This is a genomic window from Gemmatimonadota bacterium (assembly GCA_040388535.1).
Taxonomy (GTDB): domain Bacteria; phylum Gemmatimonadota; class Gemmatimonadetes; order Gemmatimonadales; family GWC2-71-9; genus Palsa-1233.
Genome location: JAZKBR010000004.1, coordinates 431,112 through 455,416, shown reverse-complemented (window position 1 = coordinate 455,416; position 24,305 = coordinate 431,112). Strand labels below are relative to the sequence as shown.

At 64.9% G+C, this 24,305-nt stretch carries 23 protein-coding genes and 1 tRNA gene; 21 read left to right on the top strand and 3 right to left on the bottom strand.

Features of this window, described 5'->3' with window-relative positions; translation table 11 throughout:
* Nucleotides 1-8: 8 nt before the first annotated feature.
* Nucleotides 9-2,786 carry a pitrilysin family protein gene (locus tag V4558_12025; GenBank protein MES2306231.1) on the top strand — a complete coding sequence of 926 codons (2,778 nt, stop codon included), beginning with the start codon at nt 9-11 and terminating at the stop codon, nt 2,784-2,786.
* Here the strand turns inward: V4558_12025 and V4558_12020 are convergent.
* Nucleotides 2,783-4,774 carry an Ig-like domain-containing protein gene (locus tag V4558_12020; GenBank protein ID MES2306230.1) on the bottom strand — a complete coding sequence of 664 codons (1,992 nt, stop codon included), beginning with the start codon at nt 4,772-4,774 and terminating at the stop codon, nt 2,783-2,785. The genes V4558_12025 and V4558_12020 overlap by 4 nt on opposite strands.
* Nucleotides 4,775-4,922: 148 nt before the next feature.
* Between V4558_12020 and V4558_12015 the strand changes: the two genes are divergently transcribed.
* Nucleotides 4,923-6,107: a YncE family protein gene (locus V4558_12015; GenBank protein MES2306229.1), complete on the top strand. Its 1,185-nt coding sequence runs from the start codon at nt 4,923-4,925 to the stop codon at nt 6,105-6,107.
* A 37-nt stretch (nt 6,108-6,144) separates the two neighbouring features.
* On the top strand, nt 6,145-7,482 hold the full coding sequence (locus V4558_12010; GenBank protein MES2306228.1) for a dipeptidase: 1,338 nt from the start codon (nt 6,145-6,147) through the stop codon (nt 7,480-7,482).
* An 11-nt stretch (nt 7,483-7,493) separates the two neighbouring features.
* On the opposite strand, the gene V4558_12005 is transcribed toward V4558_12010, so the two are convergent.
* Complete coding sequence (locus V4558_12005) at nt 7,494-8,351, bottom strand: metallophosphoesterase (protein ID MES2306227.1); 858 nt, start codon at nt 8,349-8,351, stop codon at nt 7,494-7,496.
* Nucleotides 8,352-8,396: 45 nt separating this feature from the next.
* On the opposite strand from V4558_12005, the gene V4558_12000 reads away from it, so the two are divergent.
* The 6 genes from V4558_12000 (at nt 8,397) to V4558_11975 (ending at nt 13,550) form a co-directional block, all read left to right on the top strand.
* A complete protein-coding gene (locus V4558_12000; GenBank protein ID MES2306226.1) occupies nt 8,397-9,140 on the top strand; it encodes a uroporphyrinogen-III synthase in 744 nt (247 codons plus the stop codon).
* 56 nt (nt 9,141-9,196) lie between these two features.
* Nucleotides 9,197-9,772 (top strand): porin family protein, encoded by a 576-nt coding sequence (locus V4558_11995; protein MES2306225.1) that lies wholly within the window; start codon nt 9,197-9,199, stop codon nt 9,770-9,772.
* A 91-nt stretch (nt 9,773-9,863) separates the two neighbouring features.
* Nucleotides 9,864-11,585: a M20/M25/M40 family metallo-hydrolase gene (locus V4558_11990; GenBank protein ID MES2306224.1), complete on the top strand. Its 1,722-nt coding sequence runs from the start codon at nt 9,864-9,866 to the stop codon at nt 11,583-11,585.
* Nucleotides 11,586-11,680: 95 nt separating this feature from the next.
* Nucleotides 11,681-11,753, top strand: a tRNA-Ala gene (locus V4558_11985).
* Between the two features lie 49 nt (nt 11,754-11,802).
* Nucleotides 11,803-13,269 (top strand): peptidylprolyl isomerase, encoded by a 1,467-nt coding sequence (locus V4558_11980; protein ID MES2306223.1) that lies wholly within the window; start codon nt 11,803-11,805, stop codon nt 13,267-13,269.
* Nucleotides 13,269-13,550, top strand: a complete 282-nt coding sequence (locus tag V4558_11975; GenBank protein ID MES2306222.1) for a DUF167 domain-containing protein — start codon at nt 13,269-13,271, stop codon at nt 13,548-13,550. Before V4558_11980 ends, V4558_11975 begins: the two co-directional genes overlap by 1 nt.
* A gap of 19 nt (nt 13,551-13,569) precedes the next feature.
* Here the strand turns inward: V4558_11975 and V4558_11970 are convergent, their stop codons facing one another.
* Nucleotides 13,570-14,067 (bottom strand): hypothetical protein, encoded by a 498-nt coding sequence (locus V4558_11970; protein MES2306221.1) that lies wholly within the window; start codon nt 14,065-14,067, stop codon nt 13,570-13,572.
* A 133-nt stretch (nt 14,068-14,200) separates the two neighbouring features.
* On the opposite strand from V4558_11970, the gene V4558_11965 reads away from it, so the two are divergent.
* The 12 genes from V4558_11965 (at nt 14,201) to V4558_11910 (ending at nt 24,234) form a co-directional block, all read left to right on the top strand.
* Entirely contained in the window at nt 14,201-14,809 is a 609-nt protein-coding gene (locus tag V4558_11965; GenBank protein MES2306220.1) for a superoxide dismutase, read from the top strand.
* A gap of 1 nt (nt 14,810) precedes the next feature.
* The gene (locus V4558_11960) at nt 14,811-15,281 is read left to right on the top strand and encodes a redoxin domain-containing protein (protein ID MES2306219.1); all 471 of its coding nucleotides are present in this window, start codon (nt 14,811-14,813) and stop codon (nt 15,279-15,281) included.
* A gap of 58 nt (nt 15,282-15,339) precedes the next feature.
* On the top strand, nt 15,340-15,816 hold the full coding sequence (locus tag V4558_11955) for a nuclear transport factor 2 family protein (GenBank protein MES2306218.1): 477 nt from the start codon (nt 15,340-15,342) through the stop codon (nt 15,814-15,816).
* The gene (locus tag V4558_11950) at nt 15,792-17,270 is read left to right on the top strand and encodes an ATP-binding protein (protein ID MES2306217.1); all 1,479 of its coding nucleotides are present in this window, start codon (nt 15,792-15,794) and stop codon (nt 17,268-17,270) included. Before V4558_11955 ends, V4558_11950 begins: the two co-directional genes overlap by 25 nt.
* Nucleotides 17,267-17,935 (top strand): response regulator transcription factor, encoded by a 669-nt coding sequence (locus tag V4558_11945; GenBank protein MES2306216.1) that lies wholly within the window; start codon nt 17,267-17,269, stop codon nt 17,933-17,935. The genes V4558_11950 and V4558_11945 overlap by 4 nt, the downstream gene beginning before the upstream one ends.
* A complete protein-coding gene (locus V4558_11940) occupies nt 17,936-19,432 on the top strand; it encodes a HAMP domain-containing sensor histidine kinase (GenBank protein MES2306215.1) in 1,497 nt (498 codons plus the stop codon).
* Nucleotides 19,433-19,557: 125 nt separating this feature from the next.
* On the top strand, nt 19,558-20,268 hold the full coding sequence (locus V4558_11935) for an energy transducer TonB (protein MES2306214.1): 711 nt from the start codon (nt 19,558-19,560) through the stop codon (nt 20,266-20,268).
* A gap of 69 nt (nt 20,269-20,337) precedes the next feature.
* Nucleotides 20,338-21,087, top strand: a complete 750-nt coding sequence (locus V4558_11930; GenBank protein ID MES2306213.1) for a MotA/TolQ/ExbB proton channel family protein — start codon at nt 20,338-20,340, stop codon at nt 21,085-21,087.
* Nucleotides 21,068-21,520, top strand: coding sequence for a biopolymer transporter ExbD (locus tag V4558_11925; GenBank protein ID MES2306212.1), 453 nt, complete (start codon nt 21,068-21,070; stop codon nt 21,518-21,520). The genes V4558_11930 and V4558_11925 overlap by 20 nt, the downstream gene beginning before the upstream one ends.
* Nucleotides 21,521-21,523: 3 nt before the next feature.
* Nucleotides 21,524-21,937 carry a biopolymer transporter ExbD gene (locus tag V4558_11920; GenBank protein ID MES2306211.1) on the top strand — a complete coding sequence of 138 codons (414 nt, stop codon included), beginning with the start codon at nt 21,524-21,526 and terminating at the stop codon, nt 21,935-21,937.
* 73 nt (nt 21,938-22,010) lie between these two features.
* Complete coding sequence (locus tag V4558_11915) at nt 22,011-22,727, top strand: hypothetical protein (GenBank protein ID MES2306210.1); 717 nt, start codon at nt 22,011-22,013, stop codon at nt 22,725-22,727.
* A 7-nt stretch (nt 22,728-22,734) separates the two neighbouring features.
* Nucleotides 22,735-24,234 (top strand): amino acid permease, encoded by a 1,500-nt coding sequence (locus tag V4558_11910; GenBank protein MES2306209.1) that lies wholly within the window; start codon nt 22,735-22,737, stop codon nt 24,232-24,234.
* Nucleotides 24,235-24,305: the final 71 nt, after the last annotated feature.

The following is a 24,305-nucleotide window of genomic DNA, read 5'->3' as shown; positions in this document are numbered from 1 at the left end:
GGCTTCGAATGCGGCGTGTCGTGTCGGCGATCCTGAGTTTCGGCTTCCCCTTCGCGCTTGCGGCACAGCGTCCGGCTCCAGCTGCCTCGAGGGCCGCAACGGCGCCAGTGAAAGGCGCCACCGTGGAGGGCATCACCGAATACACGTTGAGCAACGGGCTCAAGGTGCTGCTCTTTCCGGATGCTTCGAAGCCCACCGCCACCGTCAACCTGACGGTGCTGGTCGGGTCGCGGCACGAAGGATACGGCGAGACCGGGATGGCTCACCTCCTCGAGCATATGGTCTTCAAGGGCACCCCGAAGCACAAGAACATTCCGCAGGAACTTTCGGAGCGCGGCGCGTCACCGAACGGCAGCACCTGGTTTGATCGGACCAACTATTTCGAGACCTTCCCCGCATCCGATGCCAACCTCACGTGGGCCCTCGACCTCGAGGCCGACCGGCTCGTCAATTCGTACGTGGCGAAAAAGGATCTCGAGAGTGAAATGACGGTCGTCCGCAACGAATTCGAATCGGGCGAGAACGATCCGGGGAGCGTGCTGCAGGAACGGGTGCTTTCGACCGCCTTCCTCTGGCACAACTATGGCAAGAGCACCATTGGCTCGAAGGCCGACCTCGAGCACGTTCCGATCGAGCGACTCCAGGCGTTCTACCGCAAGTACTACCAGCCCGACAATGCCGTGTTGGTGGTTGCCGGCAAATTCGAGCCGGCCACCGCACTGCGGCTGGTGCAGCAGACCTTTGGCCGGCTGCCGCGACCTAAGCGTGACGGCGAATACAAGATCTGGCCGACCTATACGCTCGACCCGACACAGGATGGTGAGCGGACGGTCACGCTCCGACGCGTGGGCGATGTGCAGTCGGTGGTGGTGGCCTGGCACGTGCCCGCTGGGTCGCACCCCGATTTCGCCGCCGTCGATGTCCTCGCCGACGTCCTCGGTGCGGAGTCCACGGGTCGACTCTATCGCGCGGTTGTTGAGACGAAGAAGGCCGCCAACGTTTTCGCCTTCAACTTCCAGCTGCGGGAACCCGGTGTCCTGATTGCGCAGGCCGAAGTCAAGAAGGAGGATGACGTGGCGGCGGCGCGCGATGCCATCCTCGCGGCCGTCGACTCCCTGGTGCAAAAGGCGCCTGCAACCAGTGAGGAGGTCGAACGCGGCAAGGCCACGCTCCTGCGCGGCATCGAACTGCAACTCACCAACTCCGCATCGGTCGGGCTCTCGCTCTCCGAATGGGCGTCGATGGGCGACTGGCGGATGTTGTACGTGAATCGCGATGCGATCCGGAAGGTCACGGCCGAAGATGTGAGTCGGGTCGCGCGGGCCTACCTCAAGCCGTCGAACCGGACTGTTGGGGTGTTCATTCCCGACGCCAAGCCGGATCGCTCGGAGATGCCGGCCACGCCGGATGTGCTGGCGCTGGTGAAGAACTACAAGGGCGACAGCACGCTGGCGGCCGGAGAGGCGTTCGATGCCTCGCCCGCCAACATTGATGCGCGCACGAAGACGTCCCGGCTCCCCGGCGGCCTCCAGCTGGCGTTTCTGCCGAAGAAGACGCGCGGCACCACCGTGTCAGCGACGATCACGCTTCGGTTCGGCAGCGAACAGAGCCTGATGAACAAGGGGGCCGCCCCGGACCTCGCCGGTCAGATGCTGATGCGCGGCACCGAGAAGCGGAGCCGCCAGGAAATCACCGACGAGCTCAACCGGAGCAAGTCCCAGGTGTTCGTCAGCGGTGGCGCCACGTCCGCCTCGGCGTCGATCACGGCGAAGCGGGAAAACTTCGCTGACGCCTTGAAGCTGGCCATCGAGATGTTGCGCACGCCGCGGTTTGATGCCAAGGAATGGGAGCTGCTCAAGACTGAAAACATCACCGGCCTTGAGTCACAGCGTTCGGAGCCGCAGATGCAGGCGATCATGACCTTGCAGCGGCATCTCTCGCCCTTCCCGAAGGGACACCCGAACTACAACGGCACCCTTGACGAACAACTCGCCGACCTGAAGGCTGCGACACTCGACGAGGCGAAGGCCTTCTATCGCGGCTTCTATGGCGCGTCGACGGGGGAAATCGCCGTGGTGGGCGATTTCGATCCCGATTCAGTGAAGGCGCTGCTGGCCGCTGGTCTCGACGGCTGGAAGAGTCCGGCCCGCTACGCGCGGATCGCAACTCCGACGCGTACCTCCGCGCCGCTCGATCTGAAGCTCGATACTCCCGACAAGGCGAACGCGATGTTCGTGGCGGGGAAGACGATCCCGATGCGCGACGACTCGCCCGACTACGCCGCCATGGTGCTGGCCGACTACATGCTTGGCGGCGGGTTCCTCAATTCGCGACTGGCGACCCGGATCCGCCAGAAGGACGGGCTCTCCTACGGTGTGGGGTCGTTCTTCAACGCCTCGGCCACCGACACGGTTGGCAACTGGATGAGTTACGCCATCTACGCGCCGGAGAATCGCGAGAAGCTGGAGAAGGCATTCAAGGAAGAGATGGAGCGCGCCGCGAAGGATGGGTTCACTGCCGAAGAGATTGCCAAGGCGAAGGAAGGATGGACACAGAATGCCAAGCTTCGGCGCGCCAGCGATGGTGCCCTCGCCGGCACCCTCGCCAGCAACCTCTTCCTGGGCCGGCACTTCGCGAAGACGGCGGAGCTCGAGGCGAAGGTCAATGCGCTCACCGCCGCCCAATTGCAGGCGGCGGTGGCGAAATACCTTGATCCCAATTCACTCGCCATCGTCAAGGCGGGCGACTTCAACAAGAAGCCGCCCACGGAGGCGCCGAAGCCCTAGGGGACCAGTCCCTTCTTCGGTTCGAGCTTCACCGACCAGAGGCCGGAATTGAAGTCGGTGAAGAGGATGTGCCCCTTCCAGGGCATGGCGTTCATGACGAACGGCGCATTGGCCGTGTAGCCATCCGGATCGAAGGACTTGAACACGGCAATCTCGCGGCCCTGGGTCGCGAGGTTGCCCACCAGTTCTCCGGAGACGTCCACGACGCGAATGCCGCCGTCGTAATACGCCTGATAGAGCACGTCGTCCTCGACGATGATGTCGTGGGTGCCGAATTCCTCCTGGTGATACTGGGCGATGTTCACCGGATGCATCGGGTCGGTGAAGTCGATGATATGCGTGTACCCGCCTGAGGTCTGCGGTACGCCTCCCTTCTTCATCAGGTCGTAGTTCGTTCCTTCCCAGACTTTCCCCTGCCGTGACATGATCTCATCGCCCAGGAAGAGGTAGAGCTTCCCTGTCTTCTGCTGGAAGTACGGGTAGACCTCGTGGGTCCCGCCGCTGGTGGTGGGATAGGTGTTGATGAGCTTGGGATGCTCGATCGTCCCACCGTATTTGCCGTTGCCGACATCCACCGCCACGATCCCGGTGCCCCATTCGGCCGAGTAGGCGATGCCGTTGTAGACCCAGAGGTCGTGGATGCGCGAGTCGGGGTGATTGTACTCGCTGACATACTTCGGCTTGGTGATGTCGCGGACGTCGATGATGACATACTTGTCGCCGCCGGAGATCGCGAAGAGGTAGTCATTGGTGGCGAACATGTTGTGCACGCCGCCCGTCAGCTCCTGATCGAAGGTCGAGACGATCTTCGGATGCGCCGGGGTGGCGAGATCGAGGATGACAACGCCGTTGACCCGGTTCGACGCGCCCTCCCGGGCGATCACACCGTAGCGGCCATCGGGTGACACCGTCACGTCATTGATGGTACGGGCATCGACGTGGACTGAGTCGACCTTCCGGATGTTGTTGAGATCGCTGATATCCATGATCATCGCGTAGCCATCGCCACCCCAGGTGCCGACGATGGCGTAGTCGCGACCATCCTTGCCGGTCCAGGGCCACAGGTCGGAGGTGTGGACGTTGGTGATGTTGCCACGGCCGGTCGCCGTGATCTTCCGGCGGACATCGCGCGGCTTCACTTCAAACGCCCGCCGTGCCGTGACCGAGCCGGTCGTCGCGAGCAGGGTGTAGCGACCCGGCACCTCCGCGGTGAAGAGTCCGCGATCAATGACACCGGTGGCACCCGGCGCGGCGATCGAGTCGTCGGGCACGTAGGTGTAGCTCCAGGTGACCGGTGCGTCGGCAATCGCGGCACCGTTGGCGCCGCGCGCACTCGCCTTCAGGTGGACGACATCACCGGTCCGGAACGAGGTGTCCTGGATCTGGATCGCGAGTGTCGTCACCGGATTCGCCGCGACCGCGTATCGCTGGCTTCCGCGGGCTCCCTCTGCCTCGGCGGTAATGGTCACGACCCCGGGCTTGAGGCCGGTGACGGTGCCGAAACGGTCGACGGACGCGATCGCGGGCGCACTGCTCTTCCAGCTCCAGTTCACGGTGCTGGCGGGGCGCGCGCTACCGTCGGCGTGGAGGGCGGCCGCATGATGACTCAACGCCACGCCGGTGTAAAGGCGCCCGGCGTCTGCGGTGAGTGCGACCTTTTCGATCGCTGGCCAGGTCACCTTGACTGGAATGCGAATCGCCACGGGCGTGGTCCCCGTGGCCACAACCATCGCAATGATTTCGTAGGAGCCGGCCAATGTCCCGGTCACTTCGCCATTGCCGATGCGGAGGGCGTTGCGAGGTCCGCTGATGCGCAGCGACGGATTCGGGATCACCGCACCCTTGGCATCAAAGGCGGTCACCTTCAGCGGCGTGACCTGGCCCGCCTTGATGGTCAGCGAGGCCGGCTCCGCCACCAGATGATCGACCTGGATCGCCGGCGGAGGTGCCGGCTGCTGGGCTGCGACAGACCCGACGAGACAGGTCATCAGGGCGATGCTGCGTGTACTGCGCCTGACGAACGGACGAGCGGACGTTACGTTCATGACATCGTTCCTCTGTCGCGGGGCGGTCGACGCGTGCCGGGCGGCGCGCAGACCAGGATGAACATCATCAGCATTCAGGGATGTGGAGAGTATGGTCCGCACGAACCTTCCTCGCAAGCCGTGGAACACCACCCTTCGCATTGTCACCCTGCTGACGCATTCCTTCGTCAGCGCGAGTGCGCAGCAGCCCGCCGCGTCGCCGCCCACGGCGAACTACTGGGTCTACGTGGGGGCTGAATCGGCCGATCTCATCCACCGCCTCCGCTTCGGGCCCGGCGGTTTCGTGGTCGAGAAGACGACGGCGGTCGGCGAGATCGTGACCGAGATGGAAGGACCCCACGGCCTGCAGATTTCCCGTGACGGCAAATTCCTCCATATGACGACGGGGCACGGGGCGCCCGATGGAAAATACTGGCGCTTCGCGCTGGGCCCCGACACCCTCGTGGGTCCCGGAATCCCACTGGGGTTGTTTCCCGCCTCCCTTGATCTCTCGCCCGACGGACTCTACGCGTTCGTCGCCAACTTCAACCTGCACGGCGAGATGGTGCCCTCCTCGATCTCGGTGATCTACACCCCGACCAATACCGAGGTCGCCCGCACCACGACCTGCACCATGCCGCACGGCAGCCGGGTCACGCCGGATGGACTGGCGCAATACTCCGGCTGCATGATGGACGATCAATTGGTCGAGATCGATACCCGCACCTTCGCGGTGAGTCGTCGCTTCAGTCTGGCCAAGGGGAAGGAAGGGCCACTCTCCGCCGCGATGGCGGGTCACGACATGGCGGCAATGCAGCACACGACCACGGCGCCGGCGACGATGCCGCCCGCGAGCTGCTCGCCGACCTGGGCTCAGCCCTCCGCCGACGGTTCGCACATCTTCGTCGCGTGCAACAAGGCCGACGTAATAGTGGAAGTCGATCGCAGCTCGTGGACGATCAGCCGGCGGATCACTACCGGACGCGGGCCGTACAATCTCGCCGTCTCGCCGGATGGCAAGCTGCTGGTCGCCACGCTCAAGCAGGGCGGGGCCTTTCAGGTGTTCGACCTCGCCACGGGCAACTCGGTGCTGCAGGCGAAGAGTTCAACGACGGTGACCAATGGTGTCGCCATTTCCCCGGATTCCCGTTACGCCTTTGTCAGCAGCGAAGGCGTGGGCGCGGCACCGGGGAAGGTCGATGTCTACGACTTGCGTGCCCTGGTGCGGGTCGCCACGGTCGATGTGGGACAGCAGGCCGGCGGCATTGCGTTCTGGAAAATGGCGCCAGCACAGTAGCACCGAACAGCACACTTCTCTTGAGGGAACGGAGCCGATGACGAAGCGCGGAGTGCGGGGCTGGCAGTGGAGTGCGGTAGCGATCGGGCTGGCGGCGTGCGGCGGCAATCCTCGACCGGCGACGTCGGCCGCGGCGGCGCCGGCCGCCGAGGAGGCGCAGATGGCAAAGGCCCGGGCGATTCATCAGCGGGTGATGACGCTCGACACCCACGTGGACATCGCCCCGGGCAACTTCAAGAAGGACACGCTGAACTACTCGCAGAAGCTGCCGCGCACGCAGGTGGACCTGGTCAAGATGGAGGAGGGAGGACTCGATGCTGCCTTCCTGATCGTGTATGTGGGCCAATCGCCGCAACTCGACAGCGCCGGCTTTGCGCGGGCCAATGCCCAGGCGATGGAAAAGTTCAAGGCGATTCACCGCCTGACCGAGGAGATCGCCCCCACCAAGGCGGGACTGGCGCTCACTGCCGAGGATGCGCGGCGCATCTATGCCAGCGGACGAAAGGTGATCTTCATCGGCATCGAGAACGGCTTTTCGATGGGAACCGATATCACCAACGTCCAGCGCTTCTACGACCTTGGTGGCCGGTACATGTCGCTCGCCCACAATGGCCACAGCCAGCTGAGTGATTCCAACACCGGCGAACGCGATAACGTCTGGATGTGGCACGGCCTCTCGCCACTCGGGAAGCAGGTCATTCCCGAGATGAACCGGGTCGGGATGATGATCGACATCTCCCATCCGTCGAAGGAATCGATGATGCAGACGCTGCAGATCACGAGGGCGCCGATCATCGCGTCGCACTCCGGCGTCCGCGCCATCTGCAACGTCTCCCGCAATCTCGACGACGAGCAACTCAAGGCCCTGGCGAAGAACGGCGGCGTCGCGCAGCTGGTGGCGTTCACCGGCTATGTGAAGTGCGATCCCGCACGTGATGCCCTGCGCGCGGACGCCATCGCAGATCTTCGCAAGGAATTCGGGATCACGGCCACCGGCTTCCAGCAGATCAGTGCTGCGATCACCGCGTTGCCCGAGGAAAAGCGGAACGCCTACCTGTCACGGCAGGAGGACATCAACAACCGACGCTATCCGCAGGAGACGCCTGCCAGCGTCAAGGAGTTTGTGGATCACATCGACTACGCCGTGAAGCTGATCGGCATCGACCACATCGGGATCGCCTCCGACTTCGACGGCGGCGGCGGCGTGAACGGCTGGCGTTCGGCGTCGGAGACCTTCAACGTGACGCTCGAATTGGTGCGGCGCGGTTATTCCGAGGAACAGATCGGCAAAATCTGGAGCGGCAACCTGCTCCGGGTGTTGGGCGAGGTGGAGCAGGTGGCGAAGCGGATGCAGCGGGAGAAGCGCCCAGGCTGACCGCGGCGCGGTCAGCGCGGCCGCGGTGGCATCTCGTGGGGCAATTCGCCGAGCCCGAAGTACTGGTGGGTGAGGCTGGAATCGGTGATGGTGACGAGTCGGATGCCGCTCTGGATGCCGCCAAAGGGCATCCCGACCGGACCGGTCGTCACCATTTCGATCTCTCCGTCACGCGCAACGGCGTTCTGGTGGTAATGTCCCGAGAAGAGCGCCTCGACACCGTAGCGGTGAAAGAGTGCGAGGTAACGCCCACGGTGCGCCAGCGGGATGTTGAAATACTGGTCCGGCTCGTTGGGCGCAGTGAGGAACCAGGGATGGTGCTGGAAGATCAGCAGGTGGCGAACCTTCGCGTCTCGTGCCTTGGCGAGTTCGCCTTCCAGCCAGCGCTCCTGCTCCGCGAACTGGGCGGGGGTGTTCGCGGAAGAATCAATCACGACCGAATTGAGGACGATGCCGGTCACGTCGCCCGAACGAAAGGTGTAGTGATCAGGGCCGAAGCGGCTGATGTACCGACGGATGGTTGCCGGCGTCGGCGTGTTTCCGACATCGTGGTTGCCGGCGACATTGTAGAGCGGAATTCGCTTGTCGAGCTTGCGCGCGATGCGCCAGAACTCGGCCACCTGCGCCGGGTCACCCGGCTTGTTGATGAGATCGCCGGTTATCACCACGAATTCCGGCCTGAGCCGGTTGGCCGTGGCGATCACCATTTCGAAATTCGCCGTTTCCTGCACGAAGTTCGAATCCCGCGCGAACATGCCGAACTGGGGGTCACTCGCCACCATGAAGAATCGTGGCGGCGCCGCCGGATTCGCGAGCACTGGCCCGCCGAAGGCAAGCAGGCAACTGAGGGCATACTGAAAGAGGTTCATGCGGTGAAAATGGCGGAAGAACTTGCAGCGGGCCAGAGGCGGATCGTGATCACGGCACTTCCGACGGCGTTCCCCGGTTTGGCCTCGTGGTTCGACGGCCTGCCGGTGATCATCCGGAGGCAGCCCCTGCTTGAAGTCGATGTGGCGAGTGACCTCGCCGGTCTCGACCGGGCACTGGCAGAGGGCAGCACCTTTCAGGCGATCATCTGCACCTCCGCCCGGGCGGCCTCCGTACTGCTCGCGCGCTGGCCCCAACGAGGTCAGGTTGCGCCCGCGATCTGGACCCTCGGGGGTGTCGACTCGCACGCGCTCGCTTCTATCGCACCGGTCGTCACTCCATTTCCTGGCGACCCGTTCGACCCGGCCGTCGCGGCAGCGATGGTGGCGCAGATCGTCGGCACCGGTGTGCGCGGCCGGGTGTTGTGCCTCATCGGCGACCCGGATCTCCCCGACGTCTCCTCGCGGCTGGCCGATGCCGGATTGCTCGTGTCGGCCGTGTCGGTGTATCGGTGCGGCCTCGTGAGTGATGTGGAAATTCTCGCGACCCTTGAACGCGCCGAGCTGTTGGTCGTCGCGAATCCACTCGTCGTGGAGGCACTCGCGTCCCATGGGGAAGATGCCTTCCTGCCCGGCTGGGTCGCTGTGGGGCGTGCGACGGCGGACAGTTGCCGCCAGACCCGGGTGCCGCTCATTGCTGTGGCCGATGATGCCACGACGCCACGCGTCGCACAGGCGTTGCTCTCCGTGCTCGCCGCCCGGTTCGGACTGCAACCCCGTGTTCGGGTGTAAGCCACTCCGGCTGAGTCGTCTCTGAAACGATGGCTTACTTCACACGGAGATGCTCGATGCGAAATCTCTTTCGCGCACTACTCGTAATTGGCGCGATGGCGCCGCTTCACACCGCCGCGGCGCAGACCACCTTCGGGATCAAGGGCGGTCTCTCGTTTGCGACGCTCTCGAACAAACACCCCGACTGGGATAACCGCACCGGCTTCGCGGCCGGCGTCGCACTTGATATGCGTGCCGGGCCGATCGGCATCCAGCCGGAAGTGCTCTACGTGCAGAAGGGCGTCAAGACCGACGGCTCGCCCGATTCGGATGCCCCGAAGCTCGACTATATCGAGGTGCCCGTCCTGCTAAAGGTCACAATCCCTATTCCGGCGATCCAGCCGTTCGTCTACGCGGGCCCTTCCATCGGCTTCCGGCTTACCTGCAAGGCGGGTGAGGTCGATTGCGACAAGGACGCCGTCAAGAGCACCGATTTCGGAGCGGCCCTCGGTGGCGGCATCCGATTTGGCGGCGACAAGGGGATCACCCTCGAGGCGCGCTACATGTGGGGACTCAAGGACGTCAACAAGCTCACCTCAGGGGTGGAATCGAGGACGCGCACCTTCCTGGTCATGGCAGGCGTTTCGCTCTGAACCTGCGGGAGCGGGGCAGGGGGCCAACCCGGTGCGGCCGTTGCGCGTACCTTTGGGGTTGTCCCCCTCCCATATCTCCTGGAGTCGTTTCATGGCACTCCCGCTGGTTCGCCGCACTCTCGCGTTCGGCACCTTCCTCGCGCTGACCGCCGTGGTCGCCCCGCTCGCCGCCCAGGAAAAGGTCGACGTCGCGACGATCGAAAAGATCAAGACCGAAGCGATGGAACACTCGCAGGTCATGGACATCATGAGCTGGCTCACTGACGTCTACGGGCCACGCCTCACCTGGTCACCCAATCTCACGAAGGCCGGCAACTGGGCCGCGACCACCCTCAAGGGATACGGCCTCGCCAACGTCCATCTCGAGCCGTGGACGACCCCGGCAGGACTCGGCTGGGCGAGTGAGCGGTTCTCGTTCCAGGCCGTCGCACCGAACCCGTTCATCATTCAGGCGGTGCCGCGAGCGTGGTCGGCAAGCACCAAGGGCAAAGTGACCGGCACCGCAACGATCGTGGAAGCCGGCTGCGTCAGCGAGCTGCAGCAGAAGTACGCGGGCAAGCTCAAGAACGCGTTCATCATGGGCACTCGGGCGGACACCAATCCCGTGCGTGAATTCACCGCGTGGGCCACGCGCCTGAGTGATTCGGCGCTGGCGCTGATGGCGAATCCGCCGGCCGCAGCAGCGCCTGGCGCGGGACGGGGGAACTTCCCCGGTGCCGGTACGCCGCCGGCACTCTCCGCGGCCTGTCAGGCTGAAGCCACGGCGCGCGCGGCAGCTGCCCCACCTGCCAATGCGAACGCCGCAGGCGCTCGCCCCGGATTCGGTGGCGGGCGCTTCAATCTCAACAGCGACACCACTGCGCTGCGCTGGCTCGAGAAGCAGGGCGTTGGCGCCATCATGATCGGCGGCACCGGCCGCGGCTACGTAGGTGGCGATATCGCCACAGACAACGGAGCCTCACGCGCCAAGGGCGCCCCGCAGGTCCCCTTCGTTCATGTGGCGACCGAGTCGTACGGCCGGATGTACCGGATGGTCCAGAAGGGGGTGCCGCTGACCCTCGAACTCGAGATGCAGAATCACTTCTACCCGGCGGACTCGACGTCGTTCAACGTCATCGGCGAAATCCCCGGCACCGATCCCGCCCTCAAGGACGAAGTGGTGATGATCGGCGGTCACTTCGATTCGTGGCACTCGGGAACCGGGGCAACGGACAACGCCGCCGGCTCGGCGACGATGATGGAAGCGATGCGGATCCTCAAGAAGCTCAACCTGCAGCCGCGGCGTACCATCCGGATCGGGCTCTGGACCGGTGAAGAGCAGGGCCTGATGGGATCGCGCGCCTACGTGCGCCAGCATTACGGCTACTCCGACAGTGTCGGGTTCCACCCCACGGCCGAGCAGGCGAAGTTCGCAGCGTACTTCAACGTCGACAACGGTAGCGGCAAGATTCGTGGCGTGTACCAGCAGGGCAATGCCAGCGTCGCTCCGGTTTTCACCGCCTGGATGACTCCGTTCAATCCGATCGGAATGAAGACGCTCAACATCGGCAACACTGGTGGCACCGACCATCTCTCCTTCGATGCCGTCGGACTGCCGGGATTCCAGTTCATTCAGGATGGCCTCGACTACGGCTCCCGGACGCACCACACGAACCAGGACGTCTACGAGCGCATTCAGCCGGACGATATGCGCTTCAACTCGGCCGTACTGGCCGCCTTCGCCTGGCAGGCGGCCCAGCGTGACGAGCGGCTGCCGCGGAAGCCGGAACCGACGGCGACCCCAGCACGCGGTGGCCGGCCCGGGGGGCAGTAACCCCGGCGGGCGCTAGCCGTTCTGCACGAGGGGGGTGGCCCAGGCCACCCCCTTCCTGCGTTCGGGTGGGGTCGCGTATTAGATTTGCCTCGACTGGGGCGGTAGCTCAGCTGGGAGAGCACCGCGTTTGCAACGCGGGGGTCAGGGGTTCGATCCCCCTCCGCTCCATTGGTCGCGGTCGCCGCGACGGAAGCACCCCACTCCTACCCCGACTTCCATGCCATCCAATCGACGCTTCCTTCGCGTATCGGCCGCCGGCTTCGCGGTGTTCCCCCTCTTCCTGGTCGCGTGCAGCGGTGGGAAGCTCTCACCCGAGAAGGCCAAGGTTGCGGTGGTCGTCGAAGCGGGCGGCGCGAAGCTTACCGGGGCGACGCTCGCGTCGTGGCTGGCGCAGGCGCCGACGCCCCCCAACGAACTCGCCGCGGCACTGCTGGTGAGCACCTGGCTCGACCAGACGTTGCTCGATCAGTCGGTTCGCAAGGGACTCGTCCTCGACGACTCGGCAACGATCGATGAAGCGATCGCCCCCGATGCTGTTCGCGGGATGCTGCTCGACTTCTGGGAGGCGCGTGCCAAGGCACGTCCCCCCATCACCGATGGGCAGGCAGATTCTCTGGCCGATGTCGATCGGGTCCGCGTCTACCAGCAGCTCTTCATCCCGCTGCCGAAGGAACTCGACAGTGCCGCCTCGGCGCCAATCATCGCGCGGATCAAGTCGGCCTCGGCGCGCGCTCATGCCGATGGCGCCAACTTCTCTGCGCTCGTCAAGGAGTTCTCCAAGGACTCGGCCTCCATGGCCAACGACGGCTTCATGCCTGCGCTGACGCGTGCGGACCTGCCGAAGCCGGTTGCCGACGCCATCTGGGCGCTTCGCGCGGGTGAGGTCTCCGGCATCCTGGGCAGCTCCGGGGGCGGGCACCTTTTCCGTCGGGCTACACGCGCCGAGTCGCGGGCGGCGCTGAAGAAGTGGCTGGCACCGCAGGTCGCTCTTCGCGCCGAACAGCGGTTCATCGATTCCACCAGCAAGGCACTGGGACTCAGCTACTCGGGCGATGCCGTCGTGCGAGTCCGCGCCATGGCACCGGAGCCGATGGTACTCGCCTCCGGGGCGCCGCTGGCGACGTGGAAGGGTGGCGAGCTCAGCGCTGCCAAGGTTCGCAGCTGGATTGCAATGCTCGGCCCCAACGAGCGAGTCCTGCTGAGCACGACTTCGGATTCTGCCGCGACTCGTTTCCTGCGGGAACTCGCCCAGCGCGAGATCCTGCTCTCACTCGCTTCGCCCGGGCGGCCAGCACCCAACGCCGAGGCGCGCGCGGCGCTCACACCGCAGTACAAGCTCGCACTCGATAGCGCGAAGATCCGGTTGCGCGAGGTCGCCGGGAACACGCCTGAGTCGGAAGTCGGCAGCATGTTCATCGCCGCGATTCTTTCGCAGCGCGTGTTCTACCGGCCGCTGCCGGGCAATCTCGCGGGCATACTCCGGTCCCGGCTGCCGGCAACCGTCAACAAGCCGGCACTCGACGGCATCATCGCGGCAGCGAATGCGACCTGGCGCGAGCAGCACGCCAAAGACAGCAGTGGCGCCAAGGCGGGCCCGCCGAGCACCGCCGCGCCGCTCGACAAGATTGTGCCGTTGCCGGCTCCAGCTGCTGTTCCTGGCGCGACGGTACCGCCCAAGCCGTGATGATTGCGGCGACCCCGACTGGCGTGCGCCTCACGGTGCACGCACAGCCCGGGGCCGCGCGGAGTGAGATCGCTGGCGTGCACGGTGACGCCATCAAGGTGCGCCTCGCGGCCCCTCCCGTTGATGGGAAGGCCAACGAGGCGCTGCTTCGTTTTCTGGCGGAGCTGTTCGGGATACCGCTGCGTCAGGTCACGCTGGTGCGGGGGATGGCATCACGTACGAAGGTGATCGATCTGGTCGGCGTCACCCCCGAAATGGCGACGAGGGTCCTCTGTCTCTAGTCTCTAGTCTCTAGTCTCTCTAGTCGTTCGGCCGCCGTTCGGCGGTGCGCCGTGCCTCGACGGCGAGGAGCTGTCGCAGGCGGCGTCGCTCGGCCGCGGGGAAGGGATGCTTCGGGGAGAGTCGCGCCCAGCCATCCGGTCCGTGCCCGACCCATAGCACGTCGAGTACCAGCACCAGTTCTCGCGCGAGCACGGCGAGTGGGCAGCCGAGCGCGACTGAGCGCTCCTGGGACATCACCATGTCGGCGCTTCCCGAGCGTCGGTCGGCCCAGCTGTGAATCCGCAACTGCACCAGGTCGCCTTGCCGCTCGAAGGTCCATTCGTGGACCCCGGGTGCGTCTTCGAGGACCAGCGAGGCGTGGTCCCCCCCTTCGAGCAGCGTGACGGCTGCCCGGGTCAGGTCGCCCAGTGCATCCGTTTCGTCGGTCGCCTGCATCGCCACCCGGAGATCATCGGCCTCCAGCGCCACTACGGCCCGGCCGGGTGATGTCAGGGCGTAACGGAGTGAGAGTGCCACGGATTGCGTTCCTCGGTGTGTGCCTGCCTGAGTATCGGCGTCCCCGGATTGGGTTCAAGGTCGGGACCTCGTTGCCCCGCTTACCGGGGCGAACCATCTTTGGCGTACAGTTTACCCCTGCCGGAGTCACTCGATGTCATTCTCGCTGCCACCACTTCCGTATGACTATACCGCGCTCGAGCCCCACGTGGACGAGCAGACGATGCGCATTCATCACGACAAGCACCACGCCGCATATGTCACCAACCTCAACGCCGCACTCGAAGGGCTGCCCGAGCTGCTCGCTCTGCCGATCGAGAAGCTGATTGGCGACCTCAGCCAGGTTCCGGAAGAGAAGCGGATGGCGGTCCGGAACAATGGCGGTGGTCACTTCAATCACACCATGTTCTGGGAGATCATGGCACCCGGTGGTGCCTCGGCGCCAGAGGGCGACCTGGCCAAGGCGATCACGATCGCCTTCGGAACCTTTGAAGGCTTCAAGGAAGCGTTCGCGAAGGCCTGCACCACCCGGTTTGGTTCGGGATGGGCCTGGCTGGTTGCCACCAAGGGCTCCCTGTCGATCGAGAGTTCTCCCAATCAGGACTCGCCGGTCATGGAAGGGCGCACGCCGATCCTTGGCTGCGATGTCTGGGAGCACGCCTACTACCTGAAGTACCAGAATCGCCGCCCCGATTACGTCGCGGCCTGGTGGAGCGTCGTGAACTGGACCGAAGTCGGGCGTCGCTTCGCCGGAAGCCGCTGAGATGCCGGCCGACGCGCTGCCGCCGGTTGGCTCCCAGGCACCGGCATTCACGCTGCCGTCAACCAGTGGAGAAGAGGTCACCCTGGCCTCCTTCCGGGATAAGAAGAATGTGCTCCTGGCCTTCTTTCCGCTGGCGTTCACCTCGACCTGCAGCACCGAGCTGCATGCCTTCTCCGAAGACCTCGAGCAGTTCGCGAACGCCGGCACCATTGTCCTGCCGATCTGCTGTGACTCGGTGCCCACACTCAAGGCGTTCAAGCAGCAGGGGAAGATGCGGATCGACCTGCTGAGTGATTTCATGCGCACCGCGTCCCGCGACTACGGGACGCTGATCGAGGCGAAGAATCATTCATCCCGGGCCTACATCCTCATCGATCGGACGGGTGTTGTCCGCTGGACATGGGAAGAGGCCGAACTGGGTCATCGGCGCGAGAACAGCGAGTTGCTGGCGCAGCTTGCGGCACTTCGCTGATTCCCGGATGGTGCGCGGCCCTTGGCACTGCCGGGGTCGCGCGGCCACCTTCCAGTCGATGTCCACCCCGAACCGCTCCACCGCCATCCTCCTCACCCTGTTCGCCCTCACCGGGTGCCGCTTCGACTACCGCACCCCGACCGGGGCACGGAACGAAGACCCGGTGCTGCAGGGGCTTCCCGTTGCCTTCTATCGCGCCCTCGCGCGACACGATTCGGCAGCGTTCGGTCGGGCGGTCTTTCCGGCCGCTACGGTGCTGATCGACGGCGGGAACAATCCAGCCACCCTGGTAGCCGCTCGCGCCCTGCTCGGCATCCCGGAGTACCGGACGGAACGGTCCGGCGTACGGCTGGTTCGTTCGGAGGTCCGTGCCGACGGGAACCTGGCCACCGTGCGCGTCGTGATCGCGGCCGACGGAACGCTGGGTGCGGGCGACTTCGAAGCGAATGATTTTCTCACCCTGGCCCGGCGTGATGGCGCCTGGCGCATCGCCCACGCGGTCTTCGGTCCGTGGCGCCCCCGATCAGCACCGTGACCGACGATTCCCGGATGTCGATTCCTCCCCTCGCCATCATTGCGGGGGCCGCTCGGGTGCTTGGCGGTGCAATGCCGGCGGCCGACCGGCTGCGCGGGCTCTGTGAACAGTTGCGCAGCGCCTTGCCCGCCCACGAAGTCCGGTTGCGCGCCGGTGCGCGGCGCGCTGATGCAATCACGGTCACGGATGGGACGGCAGACGAGTCGGCGCCGTTCGCCGTGACAGTGCCGTGGCGTGGCGATCGCCACGCGGTGCTCGAAGTCGTGGGCACGCCGCGTCCGCCGGCCGAGCTGCGGCCGATCCTCGAGACGATCGCCTCCCTCCTCGCCGCCGTCCTTCCGGCATTCGAACTCGGTGCCGATGACGAGGTCATGCTCGAGCGGCAGATTCACCGGCTCACGATCGACTCGCTGCCGGTCGGTCTCTACGTCGTCGACGAACAGTTCCGCATCGTACTCTGGAATCGCAAGCGCGAAACCGGGATGCAGGGGCTGCGGCGCGATGATGTGCTCGGGAAGCCGGTGCACGAGGTGCTGTTCCGCCAACCACCCGCCTCGCTACGGGCGGAGTTCGAGGGCGTCTTCCGGAATGGCGAGACCCACGAAAGTGAACAGGAAGTCCAGGCCGGCGACGGTGACCCGCGCATCTACCGGACGTCGCGCATCCCGATGCGAATCAGCGGGACCCGGGTGACGCACGTCATCTCCATCGGAGAAGACGTCACCGAGACCCGGATCATCCAGCGCGCGATGCACCAGACGGAAAAGCTTGCAGCGGTCGGCCAGCTTGCCGCGGGCGTGATGCACGAGATCAACAATCCGCTGGCCACGATTGGCGCGTGCGTTGCGGCGATTTCCTCACGGCTGGGCGGGCAGGCCGATCCTGTCGTGCGCGAATATCTCGATATCATCGAGAGTGAAGTCGGCCGCTGCACCAACATTGTCGACGGCCTGCTGGATTTCTCCCGCGCCGGTCGCAGTGGCGGGGCGCACGAACCGACCGACCTCAACGCGCTGCTGGAGCGGACGCTCTACCTGCTCAAGCACCATCAGCGATTCCGGCGCCTCAAGGTCGTGCGCGAGTTTGCCAGCAACCTGCCTTCGGTCACCGGAAACAGCGAGCGTCTGGTGCAGGCCGCGATGGCCATCCTGCTCAATGCAGCCGACGCGACCAACGGCTACGGTAACGTCGTCGTCCGGACCTGGGTCGAGAGCGGAATGGTCATCACCGAGTTCCAGGATGACGGACCGGGCATTCCCCCCGACATTCTCCCGAAGATCTTCGAGCCTTTCTACACCACCAAAGGGCCATCACGCGGGACCGGCCTCGGCCTCGCCATCTGCTACGGCATCGTTGCAGACCATCAGGGACGACTGGACGTGCGCAGCGAGCAGGGGCGCGGGACCGTCTTCCGGATGGCGCTGCCCATCGTCAGGGAAGGGAGTGCCGGATGAAGCTGCTGGTGGTAGAAGACGACAAGACGGTGGGACAGTACGTCAAACGCGGTCTGGAGGAGCAGCAGTACATCGCCGACTGGGTCGGAGATGGCGCCGAGGCGCTCAAGCTCGCCTCCTCGGCGCCCTACGACTTGATCATCCTCGACTTGCGCCTCCCCGGGATGACGGGACTCGAAGTGCTTCGCACGCTGCGCGACCGCGGGCTCACGATGCCGATCCTCGTACTTACCGCGCAGGACTCCGTGGAATTCAAGGTCGATGCCCTTCGCGCCGGGGCCGACGACTACGTCACCAAGCCATTTGCGTTCGAGGAATTGCTCGCCCGGATCGAGGCGCTCTCCCGGCGGCCACGAGTGCTATCGGCCAGGATCCTGCGCATCGCCGACCTCGAACTCGACCTCGAGACTCGCGCGGTTACCCGCAACGGCGTGGCGATCGAGATCACACCGAAGGAGTTCGCCGTTCTCGAATACCTGATGCGCCATCCCGGGCGGGTGATGTCGCGAACCCTTATCACCGAGTATGCCTGGGACTATCACTTCGATCCCGGAACCAACATCGTCGACGTGGTCATCAACCGGCTTCGCAAGAAGCTCGATGCCGGGTTCACCCAGAAACTCGTGCACACGGTGCGCGGCGTAGGATATGTGGTGAAGGGATAGATGCAGTCGATCCGTCGCCGCCTCACGATCTCGTACACCATCGCCCTGACCGCGTCGATTGTCGTGTTCGGGGCGGCGCTGTATTGGGAGCGGCGGCAGGCGTCGATTCGCGAAGCGGAACAACAGCTTGAAGTCCGGCTGACCGAGGAGTCACGCTTCGCGATCCGCTGGTTGCACGATCAGGCGCGCCAGGGGCCGGTCGTGGTGCCGCTGCCGAATCTTGGCCAGCGTGACAGCACCTTCGAATTGGTGAGTGATGCGCGCACGCTGTTCGAAGGGATGCGCGACTATCTCTTCGTCGCCGACGATGTCGGTCGACTGGTCTATGTCTCGCCACCAGCCCGCGATCTGACGCCTGGCGCACTCGTCGAAGTCCGGCGGATCGTGCTGCGACAGCCCGTGATCGTGCGTCGGGGGCAGCTCGAGCTGATTCCCGGTGAGTCGCAGTTCCGCTTCCTGCTCCAGCCAGCCGATTCCATCAGCGGCGAACTGGGCTCCATCCTGATTGCGGCGCAACCGACCACAGAACTCAATGGCCCCGCGCAGCTTCTGGTCTCGATGATCCTGGTGGCGCCACTGATCCTGGTTGCTTCAACCATGCTCGGCTACTGGCTGGCGGGGCGCTCGCTCCGGCCCGTGGACACCATGGTCGAGGAGCTCGAAGCGGTTCAGGATGGGCGCTCCCTGCACCGGCGCCTGGCGGTGCCGACGGGCGAGGATGAGCTCACCCGGCTCGCCCAGAAACTCAACGCGATGCTGTCACGAGTGGAGCAGAGCTTCAACGCCCTCCGTCGCTTCACCGCCGATGCGTCCCACGAGCTCAAGACTCCGTTGATGGTTTTGCGCGCCGGGGTCGAGCGTTCACTCACCGATCCCAAGACACCGCAGGAGCTGGTCGGGTCGCTCGATGAAACCCTGCGCCAGATCAACCAGATGTCGGAACTCGTGACCAACCTGCTCACCCTGGCCCGGGCCGATGAGGGCCGGTCCGGGCTGGTTCTGGTCGAAGCGGATCTTGGTGCCCTGGTCCGGGACGCCCTCGAGACGGCGGAACTGCTCGGCACCGATCAGAATGTGGAAGTGGTCAACGAGGTGCCGCAGGAGCCGGTGATGGTCCCGGCCGATCCGCCGCGGATCAGACAGCTGCTGATGAATCTGGTCACCAACGCCGTGAAATACACTCCGGCCGAAGGGCAGGTCAGCATCCGGCTCACCAGTACTCCAGAGGCCGCGGTGCTGACCGTGGCCGATACCGGCATCGGCATTGCTCCGGGTGATCTCGAGCACGTCTTCGAGCGTTTCTGGCGGGCCGATCCCGCCCGCTCTCGAACCGGCGAGCGTCCGGGGACCGGGCTCGGCCTGGCCATTTCGAAGTGGATTGCCGAGGCGCACGGCGGGACCATCGAGGTGCAGAGTCGCCCCGGGCGTGGTAGTATTTTCACGGTGACATTCCCTCGGGGTGCGCACCTCCCTGCGACCGACGTCTCCTCCCTGTAGGTACGCCGTCCGCTAATCCAGTTGTCATCGAATTGTCATCCAGCGGTGAGGCCACCGCGAACTCGTCGGGTGACATTTCACCCTGACAGCGCAGTACCACGTCCCATCAGCGGAGGTCCGTCCGCGTGTTCGAGAACCTGATCGAATCCAAGCCGAAGAAGGAACAGTCGACCGGACAGCTCATCCTGTCCGTGATCTTCCATGTCCTGCTGATCTTCGGCGCCGTGAAGGCCACGCAAGGCGCGGCTGAAACGGTCAAGAAACTCCTCGCGGACAGTACCGCGGTCTTCATCAAGCCGCCCGACCCGCCACCACCACCGCCACCCGATCAGCCGCCGCCGGACGTGGTCGTCTCGCAGAATCCTCCGCCACAGGGATTCCAGACCATCGTGCCGCCGAAGGAGATCCCGACCGAGATTCCGCCGGTCGATCTCAACCAGAAGTTCAACGCAAAGGACTTCTCGGGTAAGGGTGTCGAGGGCGGTATCGCGAAGGGCGTCGTCGGCGGCACCGGTCCGGTCGACATCGTCAGCGGCGAGTCGTTCACGGTAGATCAGGTCGATGATCCGGTCCAGTATCTCGATGGCCCGCAGCCGACCTACCCGCCCGTGCTCAAGGGCGCCGGCGTCGAGGGCAAGGTCTCGCTCCGGTTCGTTGTTGGCACCGATGGCCGCCCCGAGGCCGGGACGATTCAGGTGCTCAGCAGCACCAACAAGGCCTTCGAGGCTCCGGCCATCGAGGCAATCAAGAAGTCGCGGTTCAAGCCGGCCAAGATCCGTGGGGCGCCGGTCCGCCAGCTGGTCGATCAGGCAGTGTCGTTCAAGTTGACAGGTTGACGGCGCCTACGCCGTAATCGCGGGCCGCGCCGTCGCGGCCGGAACTCTTCACTCAGGAAAGGTCATCCAATGAACACCAGTATGCTGAAGCTGTGGGAAGATGCCGGTCTGTTCGCCCGGGGTATCGTCGTGGTCCTCGCGATCATGTCGGTCTACTCCCTGACCATCTGCATCCAGAAGCTCATCAAGATCAAGAAGAGCGAAGCGGGCACCCGCAAGTTCGCCCCGCAGTTCTCCCGCGCGATTCAGGAAGAGAATCTCGATCAGGCCATCACGCTGGCCGAGAAGAACAAGGAATCACACGTGGCTCGCGTCCTCGGTGGCGCTCTGGCCGAAGTGAAGCCGCTCCTTCGTGACCGCGCTACGATCACCGCCGCCGACATCAACTCGGCCGAGCGCGCCGTCGAGCGCCAGATGATGATCACCCTGGCCGAGTTCAAGCGCGGCCTCGGCATCCTCGGCACGGTCGGTTCGACGGCGCCGTTCGTCGGTCTGCTCGGCACCACGATGGGTATCGTCAACGCCTTCCAGGCGATGTCGTCTGGCGGCGCGTCGGGCGGCCTGGCCGGCATCGGCTCCGGCATCGCAGAAGCACTGATCACCACCGCCTTCGGCCTCATCGTCGCCATCCCGGCCGTGTGGGCGTACAACTACTTCACCACCAAGGTCGAGAACCTCGCCGTCGAGATGACCTACACCTCGAAGGAGCTCATCGACTACCTGATCAAGAGCGTGGGGAGCGAGTTCGGCCGCTCGATCTTCACCAAGGAGTTCCAGGCGCAGAAGGCGGTGAGCGGCAGTGGCCATATCCACGGGTAGTTCTGGCAAGGGGAAGGTGAATGCGGACATCAACGTCACGCCGATGATCGACGTGATGCTGGTGCTCCTGATCATCTTCATGATCGTCACGCCGGTGCTGGCATCCGGTTTCCAGGCGACGATGCCCAGCGGTCAGAACGTGGATTCGCGCGCCGAGGAGGATGACGAGATCACCTTGGGCCTGGACAACCAGGGAAACTACTTCATCGATATGAAGCCGATTCCCAAGGATCAGGCCGAGGCACAACTGAAGTCGATGTACGCTTCACGGACGAAGGACAAGATCCTGTTCTTCAAGGCCGATATCGGGCTGCCGTACAGCAAGGTGCAGGAAGCCGTTGAGATGGGGCGCCGCGCTGGCGCCCGCGTCCTGGTCGCGATCACCGATCGCAAGGGCGGACTTTCGTCGGTGCCCAAGGACAAGGAGAAGTAGCCGATGGCCATGGCCGCAGGTAGTTCCGGGGGCGTCAACTCCGACATCAACGTGACGCCCATGATCGACGTGCTGCTGGTGCTGCTGATCATCTTCATGATCGTGCAGGCCCTCAAGCGCGCCGCCATCGACATCCAGATTCCACCGGTCGAGACCGGGGTGCAGAACAATTCGGCGCAGAGCAATCAGATCGTGCTCCAGCTCAAGGCCGATGGGAGCTACGCCATCAACGGCACCGTCTATTCCAAGCCGCAGCTGGAACAGGCGTTTCACACCATCTACGACGCCCGGCCGGCGAAGCTGCTTTTCGTCAAGCCGGATCCGACGCGGGTGTATGGCGACCTGATCGAGGCGATTGACATCGCGCGCGGAGCCGGAGTACAGATTGTCGGCTTCACCCCGATCGAGGCGAACTGAGCGGGACTTGAAGTCTCCACCGGCTGTCCGCGACGCGGGCGCTCCCACCGGGGGCGCCCGCGTTCGTGCGAGCATGCCACTCCCGCCCGAGCGTAGCCGGGCAGCGATTGTCATTTCCGCGCTGCTGCACCTGCTGTTGATCTACGCGCTCCTGCGCGTGACGGCGCAGGTGATGCCGCCAACATCCTCCCCGATCGGTGAGGCGTTTCGACTGGCGCTCGGTGGCGGCGGTGGAGGAGGAAACGGCGGTACGGCGTTCACCGCAGCCCCGCCTCCACCACCGACTGCGGCCGAGATTCCGCCGCCACCACTCGTGGTCCCGCCGGAAGTGGTGCCGCCACCGCCGACGCCGGTAGCCGAAGCGCCGATGGCCTTCCGCGATACCACGCCCGCCAGCAGCAGTCAGGTCGCAGGTGGCACCGGCGGTGGCTCGGGCGGCGGCAATGGCACGGGCGTCGGCCCTGGCAGCGGCAGCGGGACCGGACCGGGGAGCGGGAGTGGTAGCGGCGGTGGCAACGGCAACGGTCGTGGTGGTACGGAGCCGGTCTCGAAGCAGATGATTATTCCGACGCTAAACTCGCCGAAGTCGCTCCGAGGGGTGACGGTGGATGTGATGTTCAGTGTCGACGCGCAGGGAAAAGTGCTTGATATCAAGGTCACTCCGCCAATTGCGGACAAAGGCTATGCCAAGAAGTTCGATGAAGCGATGCGGAACTACGGCTTCACTCCCGCGCGCGACTCGTTGGGCAAAGCAGTCGCTGCCTCGGTTGTCGTCACCGTCACCTTCTAGGGGGCCCATGCTCGCCCAATTCTTTGCTCGCAAGCCGATCGCCGCCGAGACCGAACGCGGCCTGATCCGCACCCTGGGTGCCGGCGACCTGATTATGCTGGCGATCGGCGCCGTGATCGGTGCCGGCATCTTCTCGTCGCTGGGGACGGCGGCCGCCGGAGAGATCGCGCGTGACGGCACCGTGATTCGCGCGGGTGCCGGGCCTGCGCTCATCCTGTCGTTCCTGCTCCTCGGTGCGGTGTGCGGACTGGCCGCGCTCTGCTATGCCGAGCTCGCTTCGATGATTCCCCAGGCCGGATCGGCCTATGCCTACACCTACGCGACGCTCGGCGAGATGCTCGCCTGGATCATCGGGTGGGACCTGATCCTCGAATACGCGGTCGGCAACATCGCCGTCGCCGTGGCCTGGAGCGGCTACTTCGTTTCGCTCCTCAGCGGATTCGGGATCACGCTCCCACCCTGGCTCACGCACGGTTACTTGCAGGCGACCACCAGCAATGATGCCGCGGTGCACGGCCTGCTCGAGACGGCGCCACACATCGGCGGGGTGCCGATCATTCTCAATCTGCCGGCCTTTGCGATTGTCGCGTTGATTACCTGGCTGCTGCTCCGCGGGGTCCGGGAGAGTGCTCGTGCCAACAACATCATGGTTGCGATCAAGCTGGCCGTGCTGGCGCTCTTCGTGATCGTCGGGGCGCAGCACATCAACCCGGCCAACTACGTCCCGTTCGCACCCAATGGCTTCCGGGGCATTCACCAGGGCGCCGCGATCGTTTTCTTCGCCTACATCGGTTTCGATGCTGTCTCGACGGCAGCAGAGGAAACGAAGAATCCGCAGCGCAATCTGCCGATCGGCATTCTGGGCGGACTCGCCATCTGTACCCTCATCTATGTGATTGTCGGAGCCGTGGCGACCGGCATCGTGCCCTACCAGCAACTGGCCGCATCGGATCCGCTGGCACGCGCGCTCGAACTCGCTGGCCTGCACAAGACGAGCTGGATTGTTGCGGCGGGTGCGGTGGTTTCGCTGTCGGCGGTGCTGCTGGTATTCCAGTACGGCCAGCCGCGCATCTTCTTCGGCATGGCGAAGGACGGCCTGATGCCGCGCTGGGCGGCGAAGGTTCATCCGAAGACACGCGTGCCGCACGTCACGACGATCATCACCGGTGTCTTCGTCGGTCTCGGTGCGCTTGGTGCCGAAGAGAACATGATCTACGACCTCACCAACATCGGAACCCTCGCGGCCTTCGCGCTGGTCTGTGTTGGCGTGCTGGTGCTGCGCGTACGTGAGCCGGAACGCCCGCGCGGCTTCCGGGTGCCATTCATCTGGGTGGTTGCTCCCCTCGGGGCCGCTGCCTGCCTCTTCGTGATGAAGGGGCTGCCGCGCACTGCCTGGGAACGTTTCGGAATCTGGCTGGTGCTGGGAGTGGTGCTCTACTTCGCCTATGGCTACAAGAACTCGGTGCTGCGCACCGGCCGCGATGTAGTGACCGACAACCTCGACTGACGCAGAGTGCGGTGGGAAAAGAGAGCGGGGCGACGGCATTGCCGTCGCCCCGCTCTCTTGTGGTGGTCCGG